The 22592-nt window shown below is 69.2% G+C and carries 20 protein-coding genes; 9 read left to right on the forward strand and 11 right to left on the reverse strand.

Annotated elements, in window-relative coordinates:
* The first annotated feature begins 141 nt into the window (after window positions 1–141).
* Window positions 142–2772 carry an ATP-dependent chaperone ClpB gene (gene clpB, locus FHD67_RS03435; RefSeq protein WP_139597816.1) on the forward strand — a complete coding sequence of 877 codons (2631 nt, stop codon included), beginning with the start codon at window positions 142–144 and terminating at the stop codon, window positions 2770–2772.
* 38 nt (window positions 2773–2810) lie between these two features.
* On the opposite strand, the gene FHD67_RS03440 is transcribed toward clpB, so the two are convergent.
* The gene (locus FHD67_RS03440; RefSeq protein WP_139597817.1) at window positions 2811–3701 is read right to left on the reverse strand and encodes a 5'-methylthioadenosine/S-adenosylhomocysteine nucleosidase; all 891 of its coding nucleotides are present in this window, start codon (window positions 3699–3701) and stop codon (window positions 2811–2813) included.
* A gap of 147 nt (window positions 3702–3848) precedes the next feature.
* Between FHD67_RS03440 and FHD67_RS03445 the strand changes: the two genes are divergently transcribed.
* From FHD67_RS03445 to msrA, 3 genes are all read left to right on the forward strand, one after another.
* The gene (locus FHD67_RS03445; protein ID WP_139597818.1) at window positions 3849–4817 is read left to right on the forward strand and encodes an NAD(P)H-dependent flavin oxidoreductase; all 969 of its coding nucleotides are present in this window, start codon (window positions 3849–3851) and stop codon (window positions 4815–4817) included.
* A 65-nt stretch (window positions 4818–4882) separates the two neighbouring features.
* A complete protein-coding gene (gene msrB / locus FHD67_RS03450; RefSeq protein ID WP_045982827.1) occupies window positions 4883–5332 on the forward strand; it encodes a peptide-methionine (R)-S-oxide reductase MsrB in 450 nt (149 codons plus the stop codon).
* Complete coding sequence (msrA, locus tag FHD67_RS03455; protein WP_046000698.1) at window positions 5325–5831, forward strand: peptide-methionine (S)-S-oxide reductase MsrA; 507 nt, start codon at window positions 5325–5327, stop codon at window positions 5829–5831. Before msrB ends, msrA begins: the two co-directional genes overlap by 8 nt.
* Window positions 5832–5955: 124 nt before the next feature.
* On the opposite strand, the gene FHD67_RS03460 is transcribed toward msrA, so the two are convergent.
* From FHD67_RS03460 to kynU, 4 genes are all read right to left on the reverse strand, one after another.
* Window positions 5956–9009, reverse strand: a complete 3054-nt coding sequence (locus FHD67_RS03460; RefSeq protein ID WP_139597819.1) for an efflux RND transporter permease subunit — start codon at window positions 9007–9009, stop codon at window positions 5956–5958.
* Window positions 9006–10106: an efflux RND transporter periplasmic adaptor subunit gene (locus tag FHD67_RS03465; RefSeq protein ID WP_139597820.1), complete on the reverse strand. Its 1101-nt coding sequence runs from the start codon at window positions 10104–10106 to the stop codon at window positions 9006–9008. The genes FHD67_RS03460 and FHD67_RS03465 overlap by 4 nt, the downstream gene beginning before the upstream one ends.
* Window positions 10103–11167, reverse strand: a complete 1065-nt coding sequence (locus FHD67_RS03470) for an efflux RND transporter periplasmic adaptor subunit (protein ID WP_139597821.1) — start codon at window positions 11165–11167, stop codon at window positions 10103–10105. The genes FHD67_RS03465 and FHD67_RS03470 overlap by 4 nt, the downstream gene beginning before the upstream one ends.
* 70 nt (window positions 11168–11237) lie before the next feature.
* Window positions 11238–12425 (reverse strand): kynureninase, encoded by a 1188-nt coding sequence (gene kynU / locus FHD67_RS03475; protein ID WP_139597900.1) that lies wholly within the window; start codon window positions 12423–12425, stop codon window positions 11238–11240.
* A gap of 61 nt (window positions 12426–12486) precedes the next feature.
* Here kynU and FHD67_RS03480 point away from each other — a divergent pair, with 61 nt between their 5' ends.
* Window positions 12487–13281 (forward strand): alpha/beta hydrolase, encoded by a 795-nt coding sequence (locus FHD67_RS03480; protein WP_139597822.1) that lies wholly within the window; start codon window positions 12487–12489, stop codon window positions 13279–13281.
* Here the strand turns inward: FHD67_RS03480 and FHD67_RS03485 are convergent.
* Complete coding sequence (locus tag FHD67_RS03485) at window positions 13269–14105, reverse strand: aldo/keto reductase (RefSeq protein WP_139597823.1); 837 nt, start codon at window positions 14103–14105, stop codon at window positions 13269–13271. The two genes, FHD67_RS03480 and FHD67_RS03485, sit on opposite strands and share 13 nt — an antisense overlap.
* A 52-nt stretch (window positions 14106–14157) precedes the next feature.
* On the reverse strand, window positions 14158–14628 hold the full coding sequence (locus tag FHD67_RS03490; protein ID WP_046000692.1) for a YbaK/EbsC family protein: 471 nt from the start codon (window positions 14626–14628) through the stop codon (window positions 14158–14160).
* Between the two features lie 113 nt (window positions 14629–14741).
* On the opposite strand from FHD67_RS03490, the gene FHD67_RS20840 reads away from it, so the two are divergent.
* From FHD67_RS20840 to bluB, 4 genes are all read left to right on the forward strand, one after another.
* Window positions 14742–15488 (forward strand): DUF421 domain-containing protein, encoded by a 747-nt coding sequence (locus FHD67_RS20840; RefSeq protein ID WP_046000691.1) that lies wholly within the window; start codon window positions 14742–14744, stop codon window positions 15486–15488.
* A gap of 3 nt (window positions 15489–15491) precedes the next feature.
* The gene (locus FHD67_RS20845; protein WP_045982818.1) at window positions 15492–15824 is read left to right on the forward strand and encodes a hypothetical protein; all 333 of its coding nucleotides are present in this window, start codon (window positions 15492–15494) and stop codon (window positions 15822–15824) included.
* A 118-nt stretch (window positions 15825–15942) separates the two neighbouring features.
* Window positions 15943–17211, forward strand: a complete 1269-nt coding sequence (locus tag FHD67_RS03500; protein ID WP_046000690.1) for a lytic murein transglycosylase — start codon at window positions 15943–15945, stop codon at window positions 17209–17211.
* The gene (gene bluB, locus FHD67_RS03505) at window positions 17208–17882 is read left to right on the forward strand and encodes a 5,6-dimethylbenzimidazole synthase (protein WP_139597824.1); all 675 of its coding nucleotides are present in this window, start codon (window positions 17208–17210) and stop codon (window positions 17880–17882) included. Before FHD67_RS03500 ends, bluB begins: the two co-directional genes overlap by 4 nt.
* On the opposite strand, the gene FHD67_RS03510 is transcribed toward bluB, so the two are convergent.
* Genes FHD67_RS03510 through gpmI form a run of 4 tightly spaced genes read right to left on the reverse strand, consistent with a single transcriptional unit; the run spans window position 17879 to window position 22499 of the window.
* Complete coding sequence (locus FHD67_RS03510) at window positions 17879–18376, reverse strand: RNA pyrophosphohydrolase (RefSeq protein WP_046000688.1); 498 nt, start codon at window positions 18374–18376, stop codon at window positions 17879–17881. The two genes, bluB and FHD67_RS03510, sit on opposite strands and share 4 nt — an antisense overlap.
* 4 nt (window positions 18377–18380) lie before the next feature.
* A complete protein-coding gene (locus FHD67_RS03515; RefSeq protein WP_046000687.1) occupies window positions 18381–19802 on the reverse strand; it encodes a S41 family peptidase in 1422 nt (473 codons plus the stop codon).
* A 16-nt stretch (window positions 19803–19818) separates the two neighbouring features.
* The gene (locus FHD67_RS03520; protein ID WP_045982813.1) at window positions 19819–20988 is read right to left on the reverse strand and encodes a murein hydrolase activator EnvC family protein; all 1170 of its coding nucleotides are present in this window, start codon (window positions 20986–20988) and stop codon (window positions 19819–19821) included.
* The gene (gene gpmI, locus FHD67_RS03525) at window positions 20985–22499 is read right to left on the reverse strand and encodes a 2,3-bisphosphoglycerate-independent phosphoglycerate mutase (RefSeq protein WP_139597825.1); all 1515 of its coding nucleotides are present in this window, start codon (window positions 22497–22499) and stop codon (window positions 20985–20987) included. The genes FHD67_RS03520 and gpmI overlap by 4 nt, the downstream gene beginning before the upstream one ends.
* Window positions 22500–22592: the final 93 nt, after the last annotated feature.

Consider the following 22592-nt stretch of genomic DNA (forward strand, 5'->3'; position numbering starts at 1 on the left):
TTCCCTTCTTTGTTCCGCGGGCCTTATGACATGCTTGAAACCACCCCGCGACCCCCCCAAATCTGATCCATCAGACCCGGACCGGGGCGTGCCGCAACAGGGCGCCACCAGCACGGGGGCTTTGCAAAAGGAGTACTGCCGATGAACATGGAAAAGTTCACGGAACGGTCGCGCGGCTTCCTGCAATCCGCCCAGACCATCGCGATCCGCGAGAACCAGCAGCGCGTGATGCCCGAGCATCTGCTGAAGGCGCTGATGGATGACGACCAGGGACTGGCCTCGAACCTGATCACCCGTGCGGGCGGCGACGCCAGGCGCGTGCGCGAGGCGGTGGATGCCGCCGTGGCGAAACAGCCCAAGGTCAGCGGCTCGGGCAGCGGTCAGGTCTATGTCGACCCCACGCTGGTCCGCGTGCTGGACGAGGCGGAATCCGTGGCCAAGAAGGCCGGCGACAGCTTCGTGCCCGCCGAACGGGTGCTGATGGCGCTGGCCATGGTCAACACCAATGCCCGCGATGCGCTGGCCGCGGGTTCGGTCAACGCGCAGGCGCTGAACGCCGCGATCAACGACATCCGCAAGGGACGCACCGCCGACACGGCATCGGCCGAGGACAGCTATGAGGCGCTGGAGAAATATGCCCGCGACCTGACGGCGGCCGCGCGCGACGGCAAGATCGACCCGATCATCGGCCGTGACGAGGAGATCCGCCGCGCCATGCAGGTCCTGTCGCGGCGCACCAAGAACAACCCTGTCCTGATCGGCGAACCCGGCGTCGGCAAGACCGCCATCGCCGAGGGCCTCGCGCTGCGCATCATCGACGGCGACGTGCCGGAATCGCTGCGCAACAAGCGACTGATGGCGCTGGACATGGGCGCGCTGATTGCGGGCGCAAAATATCGCGGCGATTTCGAGGAGCGACTGAAGTCGATCCTGAAGGAGATCGAGACCGCCGCAGGCGAGATCATCCTGTTCATCGACGAGCTGCACACGCTGGTCGGCGCGGGCAAGGGCGACGGCGCGATGGATGCCGCCAACCTGATCAAGCCGGCCCTGGCGCGGGGCGAGCTGCATTGCGTCGGCGCGACCACGCTGGACGAATACCGTAAGTATATCGAGAAGGACGCGGCCCTGGCCCGGCGCTTCCAGCCCGTGCTGGTCGAGGAGCCGACGGTCGAGGACACGATCAGCATCCTGCGCGGCATCAAGGAGAAGTACGAGCTGCACCACGGCGTGCGGATCAGCGACGCGGCTTTGGTCGCGGCGGCGACGCTGTCGCATCGCTACATCACCGATCGTTTCCTGCCCGACAAGGCCATCGACCTGATGGACGAGGCGGCCTCGCGCCTGCGCATGGAGGTCGACAGCAAGCCCGAGGAGCTGGACCAGCTGGATCGCCAGATCCTGCAGCTGCAGATCGAGGCCGAGGCGCTGAAGAAGGAGGACGACGCGGCATCGAAGGACCGGCTGGAACGGCTGGAGAAGGACCTGTCCGGCCTGCAGGAGCGCAGCGCCGAGATGACCGCCCGCTGGCAGGCGGAACGCGACAAGCTGCAGGGGTCGCGCGACCTCAAGGAGCAGCTGGACCGCGCCCGCGCCGACCTGGATCAGGCCAAGCGCGAGGGGAACCTGGCCCGCGCCGGAGAGCTGTCCTATGGCATCATCCCTGGGCTGGAGAAGCAATTGGCCGAGGCCGAGCAGGGCGACGGTCTGATGGTCGAGGAGGCCGTCCGCCCCGAACAGATCGCCGAGGTCGTGGAACGCTGGACCGGCATTCCCACGGCCAAGATGCTGGAGGGCGAGCGCGACAAGCTGTTGAAGATGGAGGAGCAGATCGGCAAGCGCGTGATCGGTCAGCAGGAGGCCGTCACCGCAGTGTCAAACGCCGTCCGCCGCGCCCGCGCGGGTCTGAACGACGAGAACCGGCCGCTTGGCAGCTTCCTGTTCCTGGGGCCCACGGGTGTCGGCAAGACGGAATTGACCAAGGCGCTGGCCGAATACATGTTCGACGATGACAGCGCGATGGTCCGCATCGACATGTCCGAGTTCATGGAAAAGCATTCCGTGGCCCGGCTGATCGGCGCGCCTCCGGGCTATGTCGGCTATGACGAAGGTGGCGTCTTGACCGAGGCCGTGCGGCGGCGTCCCTATCAGGTGATCCTGTTCGACGAGGTCGAAAAGGCGCATCCGGACGTCTTCAACGTGCTGCTCCAGGTGCTGGATGACGGGGTGCTGACCGACGGCCAGGGCCGGACGGTGGACTTCAAGCAGACGCTGATCATCCTGACCTCGAACCTGGGTTCTCAGGCGCTGTCGCATCTGCCCGAGGAGGCGGATGCGTCGGACGCCCGCCATCAGGTGATGGAGGCGGTGCGCGGCCATTTCCGCCCCGAATTCCTGAACCGCCTGGACGAGATCATCATCTTCCGCAGGATCTCGCGGACGAACATGGACGGGATCGTCAAGGTGCAGATGGCGCGGCTGGAAAAGCGCCTGGCGGGTCGCAAGATCACGCTGGACATGGACGACGCGGCGCGGATGTGGCTGGCCGATCAGGGTTACGACCCGGTCTTCGGCGCGCGCCCGCTGAAGCGCGTGATCCAGCGCGCCCTGCAGGATCCGCTGGCGGAACTGCTGCTGTCCGGAGATGTCATGGACGGGGCGACCGTCCATGTCAGCGCCGGGCCGGACGGCCTGCTGGTCGGCAACCGCGTGGGCCAGGCGGGACCGCGGCTCGGCGCGATCGGCGAAGGCCCGCGCCCGCCGATCCACTAAGGAAGACGGCCCCCGGAGCGATCCGGGGGCCGTTTCCGTCAGGGCATCTCGGCCAGGAAGGCCTTGACCAGCGCCGCCGAATTGTCGGAGGCCAGCGACATGAAGACGCCCATCTCGTTCTCGCCCTCGCCGCCGCCGGCCAGGTCCGACAGCGAGCGGAAGGCGATGAACGGCACCTGGTTCGCCCAGGCCACCTGCGCCACGGCGGCCGATTCCATGTCGACCACCTGCGCCTCGAAGGTCGTGGACAGCCAGTCGCGCACCCCCGCATTGTCCATGAAGGACGACCCGGACACGCCGTTTCCGCCCACGCGGATCTGCGGCGCGGTGGCCAGGCAGTCGTTCTGGGCATTGCAGTCGGCCAGATCGGTCGCCTCGGCCACGCGGGCGGCGACCTCCAGCAGGGCCGGGTCGGCGGGAAACCAGAACCGCGTCTCGGGCTCGCCCCGGTCCGAGGCCACGGTCGTCTCGCGCGTGTAGATCATGTCATAGTTCGGAAAGGGCGATTCCAGGAAGCCCGGCAGGGCGAAGCCCTCCTCGGTCCGGCGCGCCATGACCGTCTCCAGCCACTGGCCCCACTGGTCCGCCACGACCACGTCGCCGATGTTCAGCGCCGGATCGACGCCGCCCGCGATTCCCGAGAACACGATCGCCTCGATGTCGAACCGCTCCAGCGCCATCTGGGTGGTCATGGCCGCGTTGACCATCGACACGCCCGACAGGAACAGGACGACCTCCTGCTCCGACAGGGTGCCGGTGATGAACTCGGTGCCGTTGATGGTCTGGGTTTCCGCGCCCTCCAGGTCAGCCTGCAGGCTGATCCATTCCGGCTCGAAGGCCGACATGACGGCGATGCGGGGCGTGTCGTCGACGCCATGCGCGGCCAGGGGCGCGGCAGACAGCATCAGGGCAAGGGCGGGACGGATCATGGGGCGGGCCTTTCACGATATGCAATTCCGCCCCCGGCTTACGCTGCGGCACCCGCGATGGCCAGTGCCGCCGCCCTGTCGCCGCGTCACGGCTTGCCCGCTGCCCAAGGCGCGGGCATCGTGACGCAAATCCAAGGGAGATCATCCATGCTGCCACCGATCCTGCAGGGCCTGCGCATTCCGGTCGTCGCCTCGCCCATGTTCATCGTCTCGGGGCCCGATCTGGTCATCGCGCAGTGCAAGGCGGGCATCGTCGGCAGCTTTCCGGCGCTGAACGCCCGCGAAAAGGACGGCGAGCCGTCCATGCTGGACGCCTGGCTGACCCGGATCGAAGAGGAGCTGGACCGTCACAACCAGGCGAACCCCGACCACCCCGCCGCCCCCTTCGCGGTCAACCAGATCGTGCATCGCAGCAATGCGCGGCTGGAGCGCGACATCGAGATCTGTCACCGTCATAAGGTGCCGATCTGGATCACCTCGCTTGGCGCGCGGGTCGAGGTGAACCAGGCCGCCCATGACTGCGGCGGGATCGCGCTGCATGACGTGATCAACAACATGTTCGCGAAGAAGGCCATCGAGAAGGGCGCCGACGGGCTGATCGCGGTGGCGGCGGGCGCGGGGGGCCATGCCGGGCCGCAATCGCCCTTCGCGCTGATCCAGGAGATCCGCGACTGGTTCGACGGGCCGCTGCTGCTGTCGGGCTCGATCGCCACCGGGCGCGCGGTGCTGGCGGCGCAGGTGATGGGGGCTGATCTGGCCTATATCGGCAGCCCGTTCATCGCGACCGAGGAGGCGAATGCCCAGCCCGACTACAAGCAGATGATCGTGGACAGCACGGCGGCCGACATCGTGACCTCGTCGCTGTTCACGGGCGTCTCGGGCAACTACCTGGCGCCGTCGATCCGCAAAGCGGGGCTGGACCCGGACAATCTGGCGGGGGCGGATGCCAGCGCGATGAACTTCAGCGACGGATCGTCGAAGCCCAAGGCCTGGTCCACCATCTGGGGCGCGGGCCAGGGCATCGGGGCCGTGCGCGCGATCGAACCGGCCGGCGCGCGCATCGACCGGCTGGCTGCGGAATATCAAGCCGCGAAAGAGGCCGTTTCGCGCCTGTGACCTTTGCGGATGGGCGGGGCGCTTCCCATATAGGGGATCGAACCGTCCCATCCGTGGAGGACCAGATGGCCTATGAGAAAACCCCCGACGCGATCGCCCGGCTGACCCCGGAGCAGTATCGCGTCACCCAGGAGAACGGCACCGAGCGGGCCTTCACCGGCGAATACGACCACCATTTCGATGCGGGCATCTATGTCGATGTCGTCTCGGGAGAGCCGCTGTTCGTCAGCAGCACGAAATACAATTCCGGTTGCGGCTGGCCCGCCTTTACCAAGCCCATCGACGGCAACGTGACCGAGCATCGCGACACCACCCACGGCATGGTCCGGGTCGAGGTGCGGTCCAAGCACGGCGACAGCCATCTGGGCCACGTCTTCCCGGACGGTCCGCGCGATCAGGGCGGGCTGCGCTATTGCATCAATTCGGCGTCGCTGCGCTTTGTCCCCAAGGACCGGATGGAGGCCGAGGGTTACGGCGACTATCTGGCCCAGGTCGAGGAGGCGCATCATGGTTGAACGTGCGGTTCTGGCCGGTGGCTGCTTCTGGGGCATGCAGGACCTGATCCGGCGCATGCCGGGCGTGATCGCGACGCGCGTCGGTTATTCCGGCGGCGACGTGCCCAACGCGACCTATCGCAACCACGGCACCCATGCCGAGGCGATCGAGATCATGTTCGACCCCGACCTGATCAGCTATCGCCGGCTGCTGGAGTTCTTCTTCCAGATCCACGACCCCTCCACGCCGAATCGGCAGGGCAACGACATCGGGCCGGGCTATCGTTCCGCGATCTATTACGCGGACGAGGCACAGAAGCAGGTGGCGCTGGACACGATCGCGGATGTTGACGCATCCGGCATCTGGCCGGGACGCGTCGTGACCGAGGTCGAGCCGGTGGGCGATTTCTGGGAGGCCGAGCCCGAGCACCAGGATTATCTAGAGCGGTTCCCCAACGGCTATACCTGCCATTTCCCGCGCCCCGATTGGGTGCTGCCCAAACGCGACGCCGCAGAGTGAGGCACGGGCGCCCCGGAACGCGGTTCCGGGGCGTTCTCTTGCGTCCCGCGACGGCCGGGGGGCTGCCGCCCCCCGGCCCCCCCGCCCGGACGGTTCAGGTCCGATTGGATTGGAGACGGACGCTTCAGGGACGGGGCGGCCTGACCCGGAATACCGCGCAGTAAAGCGCGGGCACGAAGACCAGCGTTACCAGCGTGCCGGCGATGATGCCGCCCATCATCGCATAGGCCATCGGCCCCCAGAACACCTGCCGCGAGATCGGGATCAGCGCCAGCGACGCCGCAGCCGCGGTCAGCAGAATGGGGCGGGCGCGGCTGTCCGAGGCCTCGAATACGGCGTCCCACTGGCTGCGGCCTTTGTGCAGCAGCTCCTGGATCTCGTGGACTAGGATGACCGAGTTGCGGATCAGGATGCCGATCAGCGCCAGGATCCCCAGGATCGCCACGAAGCCCATCGGCACGCCGAAGGGCACCAGCACCGCCACCACGCCGATCAGCCCTAGGGGCGCAGCGGCGATCACCACCAGCGACATCCGAAAGCTTTGCATCTGCGCCATGACCAGGACGGCCATGATCAGCAGCATCACCGGCACCACCGCGGCGATGGGCGCTTGGCTGTCGGCCGAGGTCTCGACGCTGCCGCCGACCTCGATGCGGACGTCGGGGGGCAGGGTTTCCTGATATTCGGCCACCTGAGCGGCCAGCGCCGTGACCAGGGTCGCGGGCTGGTCGGCGGTGCCGATGGCGGCCTTGACCGTGACGGTGGGCAGGCCGTTTCTCTGCATGATCAGCGGCTGTTCGGATCCGTATTCCAGCGTCACCAGCGCGGCCAGCGGCACGACCCGCCCGTCCGCCAGGTTCAGCTGCATGTTGCGGATCGAGGCCAGCGACTGGCGATCGTCGGCCACGCCGCGGGCGACCACGTCGATCAGGAAGATGTCGTCGCGCAGCTGCGTCACGCTGGTGCCGCTGAACAGGGCCGACAGGGCCTGGGCGATGTCCTGGCTGGTCACGCTGAGCCGGCGGGCCTGGTCCTGGTCCACGACCAGGCGGACCATGCGCGCGGGCTCGTTCCAGTCCAGCGCGATGTCGCGCAGGCGCGGCTCGGAGGCGATCAGCGTGGCAAGGCCCTGGGCCGCGTCGCGGGCGGCGTCGGTGTCAGGGCTGGTCACGCGGTACTGGACGGGCTTGCCCACGGGCGGGCCGATTTCCAGGTTCTTGACATAGATGTCGACGCCCGGAAATTCGGCGGCCGCCAGCGCGCTCAGCCGCGCCTTGACGCGGTCGCGCGCGGCCAGGTCGGGGGTCTGGATCACGATCTGGCCCATATGCGGCCCTGCCGTGGGCACGTCCATCGACAGCACGAAGCGCGGCGCCCCCTGCCCCACATAGGAGGTCCAGAACAGCACGTCGTCATCATCCGCCAGGCTCGCCTCCAGCCGGTCCATGTCGGCGCGGGTCCGCGCGATCGAGGCGTTCTGGCGTTCCGTGATGTCGACCAGCACCTCGGTCCTGTCGGAGGTGGGGAAGAACTGCTGTTCCACGAACCGCATCCCCCAGACCGATGTCGCAAAGATCGCCAGCGTCACCGCGATGGTCAGCCACTTGAACCGCATCGCCGCCCGCAACAGGCCGTGGAAGGCGCGCCGCAACCGGCCCGGCCCCTTGTGGCCATGCCCCATATCGGCGCGCAGGAACGTGACCCCCAGCAGCGGCGCGAACAGCACCGCCACGATCCAGGACACGATCAGCGACACCGCGATGACCACGAACAGCGAGAACGTGAACTCTCCCGCGGCAGAGCTGTTCAGACCGATGGGGATGAAGCCCGCGACCGTCACCAGCGTGCCGGTCAGCATCGGAAAGGCGATCGAGGTCCAGGCATAGCTGGCCGCATCGGTCAGCGATTCCCCGATCTCCAGCCTTGAGATCATCGTCTCGATGGCGATCATCGCATCGTCGACCAGCAGGCCAAGGGCGATGATCAGCGCGCCCAGAGAGATCCGCTGCAGCGTGATGCCGTAAAGGTCCAGGATCACGAAGGTGATCGCCAGGCACAGCGGGATGGTCAGCGTCACCACCAGCCCCGCGCGCAGGCCCAGGCTGATGAAGCTGACGACCAGGACGATGGCCACGGCCTCGGCCAGGGCCTTGACGAAATGGCCCACGGCGTCTTCGACCACATGCGGCTGGTCGGCGAATTTCGCCATCTCGATGCCGATGGGGAGGTCGGCGGCGATGCGGTCCATCAGCGCCTCCAGTTCGGCGCCGAACTCCAGGATGTTGCCGCCCTGGCGCATGCCGATCTGCAGCCCGATCGCAGGCTGGCCGTTGTGGCGGAACAGCGATGTGGGCGGGTCCTGATAGCCGCGTGTGACGGTAGCCACGTCGCCCAGATTGAAGAACCGCTCTCCGACGCGCAGGTTCACGGCCTCGATCGATTCCGCCCCGTCGAACTGGCCGCCGACGCGCACCAGGATGCGTTCGGGCCCGGCCTGGATCACGCCGGACGGCGCGATGGCATTCTGTTGGGCCAGGGTCTGGATCACCTGCGCCTGGTTCAGGCCCAGGGCCGCCAGTCGCGCGGCGGAGAATTCCAGGAACACCTGTTCGTCCTGCACGCCCAGCAGCTCGGTCTTGCCGGCGGCGTCCAGGGCCGCGACCTGGCGACGGATCGCCTCGACCCGGTCGCGCAGCTCGCGCGGCGTGAACCCATCGGCGGTGAAGGCATAGATGTTGCCGAACACGTCGCCGAAATTGTCGTTGAACTGAAAGCCCGCGAATTCCTGGGGGAATTCGGGCCGGATGTCGCCCATCATCTGGCGGACCCGCTTCCACACCTCGGGGACGGCAGGGCCGCGGATGGTGGGGTCCAGCTCGACGTAGACGACCGCCTGACCCGGCGTGGTGACGGAGCGGGTGAAGTCCAGCTCGTCCAGCTCCTCCAGCTTGGTCTCGATGCGGGTGGTGACCTGCTTCAGCGTCTCGTCGATGGTGGCGCCGGGAAGGGCCGCGCCGATGATCATCGTCTTGATCGTGAAGTCCGGGTCCTCCTCGCGGCCCAGGTTCAGGTAACTGATGGTGCCCGCGATCATCGACACGATCAGCAGGAACCACACGAAACTGCGATGCTTCAGTGCCCAGTCGGACAGGTTGAAGCGGGTCTTGGGGGTGCTCACGGCTCCAGCCTCCGGCCGACGGGCTGGCCGGGGGCCAGGGATTTCACGCCGCGGATCACGACCTCGTCGCCCGCGTCAAGGCCGTGGGTGATGGAGACGCGCCCGCGAAAGGGGGCCGCCGCCTGCACGGGGGCCTGTTCGACCCGCGCCCCCGCATCGTCGCGGATCACCCGCCAGACGAAGGGCATGCCCTCGGTGGCGACCAGCGCCTCGGCCGGCAGCGACAGGGATGGCGCATCGACCGTGCCGAACCGCGCCCGCACCAGCGCGCCAAGGCGGAACGGCGCGCCGGGCGGCAGCGTCAGGTACAGCCGCCGCGTCCGGGTGGCGCTGTCGGCGATGGGGTCGACCCGGTCCAGCGTAGCCGCGATCTCGACCTGGGGGTCGCTGCGATGCCAGACGGTAAAGTCGGCGCCCGGTGCCAGCCCGACCAGCGCCTGTTCGGGCAGGTCGATCACCACCTCGGGGGTGTCCTGGGCCGACAGCTGGATCACGGGCGCGCCCGCATCCACGACCGCGCCCGGCACCTCATAGACGGCGCTGACCACACCGGCGAAAGGCGCGGTCATCTTGGCGAACCCTTCGGCATCCTCGGCCTGCAGCAGCTGCGAGCGGGCCTGCTCGACCGCGGCGGCGGCGGCGCTGGCCTCCTGCTGAGCCTGTTCCAGCTGGGCGTTCGAGGCGACGTTGCGCGCCGCCAGCGCCTGCGTGCGTTCCAGCGTCGCGCGCGCGGTGCGGTCCTGCACGTCCGCGGCATCGACGGCGGCGCGCGCGGCGCGGGTTGTCGCGGCCAGATCGTCCGTGGACAGCTGCGCCAGCAGATCGCCGGCCGCCACCTGATCGCCCAGATCGACAGGCCGCGCGATCATCCGGCCCAGGGTCTGAAAGCCCAGCTGGACCTGGGTACGCGCCTCGACCACGCCCGGGATCCAGCGCGCGTCCAGGCCGCGATCGTCCACGATCACGCTGACCACCGGGCGCGGCGGGGCCGCGGGCTTTTCTGCCTGACCGCCAAGGCCCAGCCAGTCGGGCAGCGACAGCGCCGCGGCCGGCCCGCAGGCCAGCGCAAGCACGCCGGCCAGGATCAGGGCCCTCATTGCACGCCCTCCGCGACCGGTCGGACCCGGCGGCCGGGATACAGCAGCTGCGCCCCGTCGCCCACGACCCGCTTTCCGTCGGACAGGCCCTCGGACACGAAGATCGTGCTGTCCGCAAAATGGTTGATGACCACCTTGGTCAGCGCCACGCGCCCGTCATCGTCGACCACCCAGACGGCCGGATCGTCGCCCGACCGCATCAGGGCGGTCCAGGGCACGACCACGCCCTTTTCCATCGCCATGCTCAGATGCCCGCGCACCGACGCGCCCAGAAGGACGATCCCGGCATTGGGCGTCAGCAGCCGCGCGCGCACGGTCACCGTGCCGGTCTGCGGATCGACCAGGGGCGCGATCTCGGTCACGGTGCCGACCATGTCGGGACGGTCGACGTCCAGAGTCTCCATCCGCACGTCGCGGCCCAGGATGTCGTGCAGCAGCGGGTCGTCGGGCGCGTGAAAGACGGCCTCCAGCCCCGACAGCGCGGCCAGCGTCAGCACCGGCTGCGCGGCGGCGACCACCTGGCCGGGGGCCACCGACTTGTCGGTCACGACGGCATCCTCGGGCGCCCGCAGCACGGCATCGTCGACGGCGCGCCGCGCCTGTTCGACCGCGGTTTCCGCGCGCTCCAGCGCCCCCTGGGTCTGGGACAGCGCCTGCTCGGCCTGATCGGCCGCCGCCCGCGTGCCGACCCCCCGCGCCAGCAGCGCATCGGCGCGATCGCGGGCCTGCCGGGCCTGGTCGCTGCCCGCGCGCGCGGCGGCCAGGCCCGCCAGCGCGACGTTCAGCGCCTGATCCTGCTGGACCGCGTTCAGCCGGGCCAGGGGCTGACCCGCGACGACGCTGTCGCCCTCGGCCACCAGCACCTCGGTCACGCGGCCGCCCTGGCGAAAGCCCAGCTCCAGCGTGTCGACGGCCTCGATCTCTCCGGACAGCTGCATGTCCAGGTCCAGAGGCTGGGTGCGGGCGGTCACGATGCGCACGCGGATATCGTCGGGGGCGGCCTGGGCCGCCGCAAGCGTGGGAATCATCATGGCAAGGGCAAGGGGCAGCAGCTTGAACATCGGAACCGATCCACGACATCTGTGGCTCAATCTGTCGACGGTTTTGGCCGCCTTGGAAAGCCCCCTTACCCTAGGTCACCGCAGCCTTGCGACGGAATTCCGCACTGTCCCAGCTGCCGTCGCGCAGGATTCGCGCCAAGGTCGCGACCGCCTGCGACACGTCGTCCAGATCGTTGTAAAGCGGCGCGAACCCAAAGCGCAGCACGTCGGGCGCGCGAAAGTCGCCGACCACCCCCGCCGCGATCAGAGCCTGCATCACCGCATAGCCCTGCGGATGGCGGAACCCGACCTGAGAGCCGCGCCGCGCCGGGTCGCGCGGGCTGTTCAGGGCCAGGTCTGGGCATTGCGCCTCGACCCCCGCAATGAACGCCTCGGTCAGTTCGATCGATCGCGCCCGCAGCGCGGCCATGTCGACCGTGTCCCAGATGTCCAGCGACGCCTCCAACGCGCTCAGCGCGATGACGGGGGGCGTGCCCACGCGCATCCGCTCTATCCCCGGCGCGGGGCGGTATTCCTGGTCGAAGGCGAAGGGCGCGGCATGGCCCATCCAGCCCTGCAGGATCGGCTCGGCCTGTTCGGCGTGGCGCGGATGGGTCCAGATGAAGGCCGGCGCCCCCGGACCGCCGTTCAGGTATTTATAGGTGCAGCCCACCGCGAAATCGGCATCCGACCCCCGCAGGTCCACGTCCACCGCCCCCGCCGAATGGGCCAGATCCCAAATGGCCAGCGCGCCGGCGTCATGCGCGCGGGCAGTCAGGGCGGGCATGTCGTGACGGCGGCCGGTGCGGTAATCGACCTCGGTCAGCATCAGCACGGCCAGGTCGGGGCCGATGGCCGCCTCGACCTCTTCGGGGGCCACGACGCGCAGGGTCGCGCCCAGGGCGCGGGCGATCCCCTCGGCCACGTACAGGTCCGACGGAAAGTTGCCGCTGTCCGACAGGATCACCCGGCGATCGGGCCGCAGGGCCAGCGCCGCGCTCAGCGCCTGGAACACCTTGATGGACAGCGTATCGCCCATGACCACCTGGCCATCCTCCGCGCCGATCAGCCGCGCGATGCGGTCGCCGACCTTGCGCGGCTGGACATACCAGCCCGCCTTGTTCCAGCCAGTGATCAGCATCTCCGACCATTCGTCGGCCATCATGGTTGCGACCCGATCGGCGGCGGCGCGGGGCATCGGCCCCAGGGAATTGCCGTCCAGATAGGTCATGCCGTCCGGCAGGTGGAACGCGGCGCGGGTCTTGGTGAAATCGGTCATCATGGGCTCCCTCTTGACGCGACGATAGCGCCGCGATTGGCTGCCCGAAAGAGGGGGAACCATGCTGTATCAGATCACCGACTGGGACGACGCCTATGCCAATGGCGCGCATATCCCGCATGCCGACACCTATGTCCCCCGCTGGACCGAGGCGGCGGCGGCCTTCCGCGCCGCCCATCCGCCGCAGGATCTGGGCCGGGGGCATCTGTTCCTGCCGGAGGGAGACCTGCGCGGGCTGATGGTGTTCATCCATGGCGGCTACTGGATGCGGTTCGACCCGACGCTGTGGTCGCATCTGGCGGGCGGCGCGCTGGCGGAGGGTTGGGCCTGCGTTCTGCCGGGCTATCCCCTGGCGCCGGAGGCGCGCATTGCCGACATGACCCGCATCGTCGCGGAGCAGATCGCAGAAGCGGCGGGTCGCATCGCAGGGCCCATCGCGCTGACCGGTCATTCGGCGGGTGGGCATCTGGCGGCGCGGATGATCTGTCCGGGGGTGCTGCCCGAAACGGTGGCCGCGCGGGTCACCGCCTGCGTCCCCATCTCTCCCCTGACCGACCTGCGTCCGCTGATGCGCACGGCGATGAACGACACCCTGCGCCTGGACGCGGCCGAGGCCGCATCCGAAAGCCCCGCCCTGCTGGAACCCCGCATGGGCATCCCGGTCACGACTTGGGTCGGGGGGGCCGAAAGGCCTGAATTCATCCGCCATGCCCGGCTGCTGGCGGATGCCTGGGCGGGGCTGGGCGCGGCGACCGAATGCGTCATCGACCCCGGCCGCCACCATTTCGACGTGATCGAGGGACTGGCGGACCCCGCCAGCCCCCTGATGCGTCGCCTGCTGGGTTACAGCGGCTGACGATAGTCGAACGTGTCCGGGTCCGGCCCGGTGCGATGACCGCGGTCCAGTGCGTCGATGGCCGACATCTCCTCGGGCGTCAGGGTAAAGTCCAGCACGTCGAAATTCTCGGCCAGGCGTTCGGGCTTTTCCGATTTCGGAATGACCGACAGCCCGTGCTGGATGTGCCAGCGCAGGATCACCTGCGCCACCGTCCGCGCCGTGCGCGCCGCCGCATCGCGGATCGCGGGGGCGTCGAAGCTGTCGCCGCGGCCCAGGGGGGTCCAGCTTTGCGTGACGATGCCAAGCTGCTTGTTCACCGCCCGCATGCGCTCCTGCGTCAGCGAAGGGTGCAGCTCGATCTGGTTCAGCGCGGGCGCGACGCCCGTCTCGTCGATCAGGCGACGCAGATGCGGCTCGTGGAAATTCGCGACGCCGATGGACCGCACGCGCCCTTCGTCGCGCAGGCGGATAAGTGCCTTCCAGCTGTCGACATAGGCGTCCATCGCCGGCAACGGCCAGTGGATCAGGTACAGGTCCAAATAATCCAGCCCCGACCGCTCCATCGTCGCGTCAAAGGCCCGCAGCGCGGCGTCATGCCCCTGCGCGTCGTTCCACAGCTTGGACGTGACGAAGATCTGGTCGCGGGCCACGTCGCTGTCGCGGATGCCCCGGCCCATCCCGGCCTCGTTCTTGTAGGCGGCAGCGCCGTCGATCAGCCGGTATCCGATGCGCAGCGCCTCGGCCACGACCTCGGGGGTCTTCGCATCCTCGATCTGCCAGATGCCGGTGCCCAGCTGGGGCATGGTCCGGCCGTCGTTCAGGGTCATCATGGGTTGGGTCATCGGGGCTTCCTTTCAGATGTCGCGTCCCAACGCCCCGGACCCGCCGCGGGGTTCATGCGACAAAATCACCGGTCCGTGCGGCGGTCACGGCCTGCAGCCGGTCGGGCGCGATGGCAAAGACATGCCGCGGGGTGCCCGCCGCCGCCCAGACCTGCACGAAATCGGCCAGGCGCGGGTCCAGGAAGGCCCTGACCGGCGACAGATGCCCCACCGGCGCGACACCGCCGATGGCGAACCCCGTGCGCGCCCGCACCAGCGCCGCATCGGCCCGGCCCAACGGCTCTCCGGCCAGCGTCGCGGCCTTGTCGGGATCGACCCGGTTGCCGCCTGCGGTCAGGAACAGCAGCACCGCTCCGCTGTCCTGGCCGTGAAAGATGATCGACTTGGCGATCTGGTCCAGCGCGCAGCCGACCGCGTCCGCGGCCTCGGCGGCGGTGCGGGTGCTGCCCGGCATCTCGCGGATGTCGACCGCGACGCCGGCCGCGTCCAGGGCCGCGCGGACCCGCTCCAGACTGTCGCTCATGGCATGCCCCCCTGCTGCTGCGCGGACCCTAGCGGGCGGGACCAGGCGGCGGAACCCCTCGGTTCGGGCACGGTTATAGGCTGTGCAGCATTCCCTGCCGCGAAAGGCCTTTCATGGACCAACCGGTCATCCCCTTCGATCTTGCCCGGATGTTCCTGGGCGAGCATCCACCCCTGTTCTATGCCGAGATCCTGGTCCGCACCGTGCTGGTCTATGTCTATGCGCTGCTGATGATCCGCTGGATCGGCGGGCGCGGCGTGGCGCAGCTGTCGATGGTCGAGTTCCTGCTGGTCATCGCCCTGGGGTCCGCCGTGGGCGACGCGATGTTCTATCCCGACGTGCCGCTGCTGGCGGCGATGGCGGTCATCACCGTGGTCGTCGGGCTGAACAAGGTGCTGGACCGGCTGATCGTGCGGTTCGACCGGGCCAAGCGCATCATCGACGGCCGCCCCGTGGCGCTGGTCCTGGACGGGCGCATCCTGCCCGAGGCGGCATCGCAGCGCGACCTGGGCCTGGCCGAGATCAAGGCGATGCTGCGCCTGGCCGGCGTCGGCAACCTTGGAGAGCTGCGCGCCGCCTATCTGGAGGCGGGCGGCGGACTGTCCGTCTTTCGCCGGTCGCAGGTGCAGCCCGGCCTGTCGCTGCTGCCGCCCGAACATCTGGTGAACGGCCCGCCCCCGCCCGCAAAGGCGCTTGCGATGGACGGGCAGACATGTTGTGCCATGTGCGGCGCGTCCGCGGGCGCGCAGATCATCGCCACCCGTGCGCCCTGCCCCGAATGCGGCAACCGCATGTGGCAGGCCCCCGAATGGCCCGAAGGGGCCGAACGCGCCCAGGGCGGCGCAAAACCGATGGAGTAAGCCATGAAGGTCTTCACGCTGGTCGTCGAGCTGGGCAGGCGGAAGGGCGACGGTCTGCCCAAGGGCGCCACCGGGGCGGGGCTGGTCTGCTATGCCCCGGCCAACGACGAACCCGAGGCCGTGCGAGAGACCGTGGCGATCCTGAAGCAGGCCGACATGGCCCCCCTGGACGTCACCGGCTATGGCACGCTGGACGAGCGTCTGGCCGACGGCCACGAGATCGACGAGGCGGAACGCGCGCTGATGGATCGGGCGCTGGCCGAAAACTCGGTCATCATCGCGCAGATGACGCCTTGGTTCGGGACCGCGCCGGACCCGGAATCGCTGCTGCACTAAGCGCGCCCGCGCCCTACCCAAGCGGGAGTGGTTCGTCTAGACTGCACGCAGAAGACCAAATCCGGGCCATCAAGATCCGGGCCAAGAAACCTCGGCAGTCCAAAACAGGCGATCCATAATGAGCTTTTCCCGCATTCTTCTGTCCACCACCCTGATCGGCGCGCTGGCCGCCTGTGCATCGCCGATGTCGCGCATGCCCGCCGCGGGCGGCCCCCGCGCGCCCGCCGACGTGACCGTGACCCCGATCCCGCCCGCCAATCCCGGCGACGAGGCCGGCCTGCAGCGGTTCGTCCAGCAGTTCCGCGCCCGCGCCCTGTCGTCGGGCGTGTCGGGCCCGACCTATGACCGCGCCATGGCGTTGGCCCGCTACAACCCCGAGGTGATCCGCCTGGACCGCCGCCAAGCCGAATTCTCGCGCCCCGTCTGGCTGTACCTGGACAGCGCCGTGTCGGACGTGCGCATCACCACCGGCCGCCAGAAGCTGGCGCAGCTGTCGCCCGTTCTGTCCCGGATCGAGGCGCAGTACGGCGTCCCGCGCGAGATCGTGCTGGCGGTCTGGGGGATGGAATCGAACTTCGGCGCCAACCGCGGCAGGATGCAGATCATCCCGTCGCTGGCGACGCTGGCCTATGACGGCCGCCGCGGAGAGATGTTCCAGAACCAGCTGATCGCCGCCCTGCAGATCCTTCAGGCGGGCGACACCGATCCCCAGCACATGCTGGGCAGCTGGGCGGGCGCGATGGGGCATACCCAGTTCATGCCGACCTCCTATCTGGAATACGCGGTCGACTTCAACGGCGACGGCCGCCGCGACATCTGGTCCGAGGACCCGACCGATTCGCTGGCCTCGACCGCGGCCTATCTGGCGCGCAGCGGCTGGCAGCGCGGCGCGACCTGGGGCGCCGAGGTCCGCCTGCCCGCCAACTTCAACATGGGCCTGATCGGCAAGGGCACCCGGCGGTCGGCCGGCGACTGGTCAGCACAGGGCGTGCGCACCATGTCGGGCGGCGGGCTGCCGGCGGGCAACGGCTCGATCATCATGCCGGCGGGGGCGCGGGGGCCTGCGTTCTTCATCACCGACAACTTCCGGTCGATCCTGCGCTACAACAACTCGGACAACTACGCCCTGGGCGTGTCCTACCTGGCGGAGCGCATCGCGGGCCGTCCGGGCATCCAAGGCGCCTGGCCGCGCCAGGACCGCACCCTGTCCACCGCCGAACGCCAGGAGATCCAGCAGCGCCTGGCACAGCGCGGCTTCTATCAGGGAGAGATCGACGGCCTGTTCGGTTCGGCCACAATGGAATCGGTCTCGGCCTTCCAGCGGTCCATCGGCGTGACGCCGGACGGCTATCCGACCTCGATCCTGCTGGACCAGCTGCGCCGGTGACCGATGCCTGCGGCCTTGCCCCGGCGGGGCTGTTTTCGAACGCGGAGCGCGCGGCGGTCTATCGCGCGATCCGCGAACGCCGCGACGTGCGGGGTCAGTTCCGCCCCGACCCGGTCGACCCCGCGACCCTGCGCCGCCTGCTGCAGGCGGCGCATGACGCGCCGTCCGTCGGGCTGTCACAGCCCTGGAACTTCATCCTGATCCGCGACGCGGCACTGCGCGGCCGCATCCATGACGCCTTCGCATCGGCCAATGCCGAGGCCGCCGACCGCTTTCCCGACCGCAAGGCGCTGTATTCGTCGCTGAAGCTGGAGGGGATCCTGCAGGCGCCGGTCAACCTGTGCATCACCTGCGACCGGACCCGGGGCGGCGCGCATGTGCTGGGCCGCACCCATGACCCGGCAACCGACCTCTATTCCACCGCCTGCGCGGTGCAGAACCTGTGGCTGGCCGCGCGGGCCGAAGGCATCGGGGTGGGCTGGGTCAGCATCTTCCGGCCCGACGACCTTCGCGGCCTGCTGCACCTGCCCGACCATGTCGTGCCGGTGGCCTATCTGTGCATCGGCCATGTCACCGAACTGTACCGCCAGCCCGAATTGCAAAGCCGGGGCTGGGCGGCGCGCCTGCCGCTGGACGAGCTGATCCTGGAGGATCGCTGGCCCGCGTCCTAGGCCAGATGAGGGTGGAACGCGCCCAGCACCTCGGCATAGACGGCGCGCTTGAAGGGCACGATGCTGTCCAGCACGTCCTCGGCCCGCATCCACCGCCACTGGTCGAACTCGGGGTGGGCGGTATCGATGCGGATGTCGGTGTCCTGGCCCAGGAACCGCAGCGCCAGCCATTTTTGGCACTGCCCGCCATAACGGCCCTTCCAGATCCGGCCGACCATCTCGGGCGGCAGGTCGTAGAAGACCCAGTCGGGCGTCTCGTCCAGCACCTCGACCAGCGATGGGTCGATGCCCGTCTCCTCGGTCAGCTCGCGCAGTGCGGCCTCGCGCGGGGTCTCCCCCTCGTCGATGCCGCCCTGGGGCATCTGCCACGCAGGCGGCTGGTCGGGGCTGCGGTCGATCCGGCGCCCGGCAAAGACCAGGCCCCGGTCGTCGATCAGCACCACGCCGGCGCAGGGCCGGTACGGCAGGCCGCCCGGCCCCATGCGTCCGTCCATCGGATCAGCCCTGGTCCGGGGCGGCCTCGGCCCCCTCGCCCGCACCTTCACCGGTGACCGCGGGCGTCTCCGCGGCAGGCACCTGGTCGGCGCGGAAGTTCACCGCGGCCAGACCCTTCAGCACGTCGACCGCATAGGCCAGCTGATAGTCCTCCTCGCGCAGCGCGGCGGTGGCCTCGACCTCGGCGGCCTCCTCCTCCATCTGCTTGCGCATCTCGTCGCTGACATCGTTGCCCAGGGCACCGCGCAGGTCGGCCTCGGACCGGCTGAAGTCGCTGTTGCTGCGGGCTTCCTCCTCCTCGACCTCGGGGGCCGGGGCGGGCTGGGCGACCAGGATGTCGGGCTGCACGCCCAGGGCCTGGATCGACCGGCCCGACGGGGTGAAGTACCGCGCCGTGGTCAGGCGGATGGCGCTGTCGGCGGTCACCGGCATGACCGTCTGGACCGAACCCTTGCCAAAGGACTTTTCGCCCACGACGATGGCGCGGCGGTGGTCCTGCAAGGCACCCGCGACGATTTCCGACGCGCTGGCCGAACCGCCGTTGATCAGCACGACCATCGGCTTGCCCTCGGCCAGATCGCCCGCCTCGGCGTTCCAGCGTTCGCTTTCTTCCGGGTTGCGGCCGCGGGTGCTGACGATCTCTCCGGCATCCAGAAAGGCGTCGCTGACGCTGATCGCCTGGTTCAGCAGGCCGCCGGGGTTGTTGCGCAGGTCCAGCACGAAACCGGTGACCCGGTCGATGCCGCCGGCTTCCTCGACGGCCTTCTTCAGTTCCGCCTGCAGCGTGTCATAGGTCTCGTCGTTGAAGGTGGACACCCGCAGCACGACCGCATGGCCCTCGACGCGGCTGCGCACCACGGTCAGCTTGATCGTGTCGCGCGACATGGTCAGGTCGAACGGCTCGCTCTCGCCCTCGCGCAGGACGGTGATGGTGATCTCGGACCCGATCGGGCCGCGCATCATCTCGACCGCGTCGTCCAAAGGCAGGCCCAGCAGCGATTCGCCGTTCACGTGGGTGATGAAGTCGCCCGGCTGGATGCCCGCATTCGCGGCGGGCGTATCGTCGATGGGCGCTACGACCTTGACCAGACCCTCCTCCTGGCTGACCTCGATCCCGAGGCCGCCAAAGCTGCCGCGGGTCTGGGTCTGCATGTCGGAATAATCGTCGGCCGACAGGAAGCTGGAATGCGGGTCAAGCGAGGTCAGCATGCCGTTGATGGCGGCCTCGATCAGCTCCTTGTCCTCGGGTGCCTCGACATAGTCGGTGCGGATGCGCTCGAAGATGTTCCCGAACAGCTCCAGCTGCTGATAGACCGAGGCATTCCCCTCGGCCGTCTCCTGCGCCAGCAGCGGACCGGCGATCTGGGTGGTGGCCAGGGCTCCGGCCAGAACGCCCCCCAGGCCTGCGATCAGATAATGTCTCATGGCGGTCTTTCCTGCCTCAGTCCTGTTGCGGGTCGACGACGGGATTCAGCACGAACCAGTCGGCGGGGTCCAGCGTTTCATTGCCCTGGCGCAGTTCCAGATACAGCGTCTCGCTGCGTCCGGCCTCGGCGCCCTGGGCGGCATCGGCGACGAATTGCGATCCGAACTCCTGGGCGGGGGCTTCCGCGCCCCCCATCAAGCCCACCGGATCGCCCGCCTTCAAGACGTCGCCCACTTCTCCGAAGACCTGGGACAGGCCTGCGAAGATCATTAGATAGCCGCGCGCGGGCTCGACGATCATCACATTGCCGTAATCCAGGAACGGCCCCCGATAGCGGATCGTCGCAGGCCAGGGCGTCTGCACCAGCGCCGCGGGGGCGGTGGCGATCACCCAGCCCGGTCGGCTGACCCCCGCCGCGTCCGGCTCCCGATAGGGGCGCAGCACGGTCCCCACCACCGGCAGGGCCAGGCTGCCGCGCGCGCCCTCGAAATCGTCCATGGGCGCGCCCACGTCCTTTTCCATCCGCGCGATGCCGGTCGCGAAATCGTCCAGGCTCTGCGCAGCGGCGCGCAGGGCCTGCAGCTCCTCGGGGTCTTCGGCATATCGCGCGGGCATCGAGCTGCGGTCCGTCACGGCGCTGGCCAGCAGGCGGCGCGCCTCCTGGACGCTGTCCAGGCCGCTCCCCAGCATGCCGGCGGCGTTCGACTGCAGCTGGCGGACGGTGGCGATCTCGTCCAGATCGGCCTGCAGGGCCTCGGCCTCGGCCCGCAGGCCGGGGGTGACGCCCGACAGGATCATCCCCGACCGCGCATTGGCCAGCGCCCCCGCCGGATGCAGCAGCATCGTCGATTCGGGGCTTTGCTGCAGCGCGGTCATCGCGCCCAGGACGCGTGCCAGCTGGTCGCGCTGCGCCTCGAACCGGTCGCGCAGTTCGGCCTCGCGGCCGCTGGCCTGGCGCAGGCCGCCGCGCAGGGCGGCCAGGCCCAGCTCGTATCCGCGAATGACCTCGGTCAGGGCCACCACCTGGTCGTCGGCGCTGACCGCCTCGGCCAGCTGGCCGATGGCCGCGCGCAGCAGGGCCGCGGCAGCCTCGGCATCCGCAACCGCCTGGTTGGCGGGGGTGGTCTGCGCAAGGGCCGGACCGGCAAGGGCGGCGCAGAGCGCCAGGGCAAGGCGGGTTCTCATCGGACGATCAGGCTTTCCCCGGTCATGTCGGAGGGCTGGTCCAGCCCCATCAGCGCCAGAACCGTCGGCGCCAGATCGGCCAGGCGCCCGTCGCGCAGCCCCGTGACGCCCGGCGCGCCATAGACGATGACCGGGACCGGGTTCAGCGTGTGCGCGGTATGCGGCCCGCCCGTCACCGGGTCGATCATCTGTTCGCAATTGCCGTGATCGGCGCAGATCACCGCCGCCCCCCCGACCGCGTCCAGCGCGGCAAGCATCCGGCCCAGACCGCGATCCACCGCCTCGCAGGCGCGGGCGGCCGCGTCCAGATCGCCGGTATGGCCGACCATGTCGGGATTGGCATAGTTCACCACGATCAGATCGTAGCCCTGACCGATGACCTGGACCAGCCTGTCGGTAACCTCGACGGACGCCATCTCGGGCGCCAGGTCATAGGTGGCGACCTTGGGGCTTTGCGGCATGTGGCGATCCTCGCCCGGTTCGGGCGTTTCCTTGCCGCCGTTCAGGAAGAAGGTCACGTGGGGGTATTTCTCGGTCTCGGCCAGGCGGAACTGGCGCAGGCCCTTGGCCGCGACCCAGGCCCCCAGGGTGTTCTGCACCTGCCGCTTGGGAAAGGCCGCCTGCATGAAGCTGTCGTGGCGCGTCGAATAATCGACCATGCCCAGCATCGCGGCCCAGGCCGGGCGTGCGGCGGCGTCAAAGCCGTCGAAGACGGGATCGCCCAGGGCAGACAGGATTTCACGCGCGCGGTCGGCGCGGAAATTCAGGCAGAAGACCCCGTCCCCATCCCGCGCACCCGCATAGCCACCGATGACGAAGGGCGGCACGAACTCGTCCATCTCGCCGCGCGCATGGGCCGTGGCGATGGCGGACGCGGCGTCCGGCGCAGCCTCTCCCTGTCCGGCGACGACGGCGTCGAACGCGCGCTGCACCCGGTCCCAGCGGCTGTCGCGATCCAGTGCGTAATAGCGACCGATCACCGTTCCGATCCGCGCCCCCGCAGGCAGCCCGTCCTGCAGCGTGGCCAGGAAGCCCGGTGCCGAATCGGGGGCCACGTCGCGGCCGTCGGTGATCGCGTGGATCACCACCGGCACGCCTGCTTGGGCCACCGCGCGCGCTGCGGCCAGCACGTGGACGATATGACCGTGAACACCGCCATCCGAGACGACGCCCAGAAGATGCGCGGTCCCGCCCGTGGCCTTCAGCCGGTCGATGAACGCCAGCAGCGGCGCGTTGCGGCCGAAGCTGCCATCCTCGATCGCAAGATCGATCGCGCCCAGATCCATCGCGACCACGCGTCCGGCGCCGATATTCGTGTGACCCACCTCGGAATTGCCCATCTGGCCGCGCGGCAGGCCCACGTCGGGACCGTGCGTCACCAGCGTCGCATGGGGACAGTCGCGCATCAGACGGTCGAAATTCGGGGTCGCCGCCCGGTCCGGGGCGCTTTGTTCGGGTCGGGTGGACTGGCCCCAGCCGTCCAGAATGCACAGGATCACGGGTTTGGTCATCGGAGCCTCGCGGTTTTGCCCTTACTTACGCCTCGCGGGCGGCGGCGGCAACCAAGCCCGCCCACGCCCGGTGCCCCCCTATGCCCGGTGCCC

This window comes from Paracoccus haeundaensis, from assembly GCF_006239215.1.
GTDB lineage: Bacteria > Pseudomonadota > Alphaproteobacteria > Rhodobacterales > Rhodobacteraceae > Paracoccus > Paracoccus marcusii.

What these genes read in the sequence shown, in the direction of transcription:
- FHD67_RS03510 (WP_046000688.1), bottom strand. Translation starts at nt 18,376, where the DNA reads ATGGACGGACGCATGGGGCCGGGCGGCCTGCCGTACCGGCCCTGCGCC.
- FHD67_RS03485 (WP_139597823.1), bottom strand. Translation starts at nt 14,105, where the DNA reads ATGACCCAACCCATGATGACCCTGAACGACGGCCGGACCATGCCCCAG.
- FHD67_RS20845 (WP_045982818.1), top strand. Translation starts at nt 15,492, where the DNA reads ATGAAGGTCTTCACGCTGGTCGTCGAGCTGGGCAGGCGGAAGGGCGAC.
- msrA (WP_046000698.1), top strand. Translation starts at nt 5,325, where the DNA reads ATGGTTGAACGTGCGGTTCTGGCCGGTGGCTGCTTCTGGGGCATGCAG.
- gpmI (WP_139597825.1), bottom strand. Translation starts at nt 22,499, where the DNA reads ATGACCAAACCCGTGATCCTGTGCATTCTGGACGGCTGGGGCCAGTCC.
- FHD67_RS03470 (WP_139597821.1), bottom strand. Translation starts at nt 11,167, where the DNA reads ATGTTCAAGCTGCTGCCCCTTGCCCTTGCCATGATGATTCCCACGCTT.
- FHD67_RS20840 (WP_046000691.1), top strand. Translation starts at nt 14,742, where the DNA reads ATGGACCAACCGGTCATCCCCTTCGATCTTGCCCGGATGTTCCTGGGC.
- FHD67_RS03480 (WP_139597822.1), top strand. Translation starts at nt 12,487, where the DNA reads ATGCTGTATCAGATCACCGACTGGGACGACGCCTATGCCAATGGCGCG.
- FHD67_RS03445 (WP_139597818.1), top strand. Translation starts at nt 3,849, where the DNA reads ATGCTGCCACCGATCCTGCAGGGCCTGCGCATTCCGGTCGTCGCCTCG.
- FHD67_RS03440 (WP_139597817.1), bottom strand. Translation starts at nt 3,701, where the DNA reads ATGATCCGTCCCGCCCTTGCCCTGATGCTGTCTGCCGCGCCCCTGGCC.
- clpB (WP_139597816.1), top strand. Translation starts at nt 142, where the DNA reads ATGAACATGGAAAAGTTCACGGAACGGTCGCGCGGCTTCCTGCAATCC.
- FHD67_RS03465 (WP_139597820.1), bottom strand. Translation starts at nt 10,106, where the DNA reads ATGAGGGCCCTGATCCTGGCCGGCGTGCTTGCGCTGGCCTGCGGGCCG.
- FHD67_RS03490 (WP_046000692.1), bottom strand. Translation starts at nt 14,628, where the DNA reads ATGAGCGACAGTCTGGAGCGGGTCCGCGCGGCCCTGGACGCGGCCGGC.
- kynU (WP_139597900.1), bottom strand. Translation starts at nt 12,425, where the DNA reads ATGACCGATTTCACCAAGACCCGCGCCGCGTTCCACCTGCCGGACGGC.
- FHD67_RS03520 (WP_045982813.1), bottom strand. Translation starts at nt 20,988, where the DNA reads ATGAGAACCCGCCTTGCCCTGGCGCTCTGCGCCGCCCTTGCCGGTCCG.
- FHD67_RS03515 (WP_046000687.1), bottom strand. Translation starts at nt 19,802, where the DNA reads ATGAGACATTATCTGATCGCAGGCCTGGGGGGCGTTCTGGCCGGAGCC.
- FHD67_RS03500 (WP_046000690.1), top strand. Translation starts at nt 15,943, where the DNA reads ATGAGCTTTTCCCGCATTCTTCTGTCCACCACCCTGATCGGCGCGCTG.
- msrB (WP_045982827.1), top strand. Translation starts at nt 4,883, where the DNA reads ATGGCCTATGAGAAAACCCCCGACGCGATCGCCCGGCTGACCCCGGAG.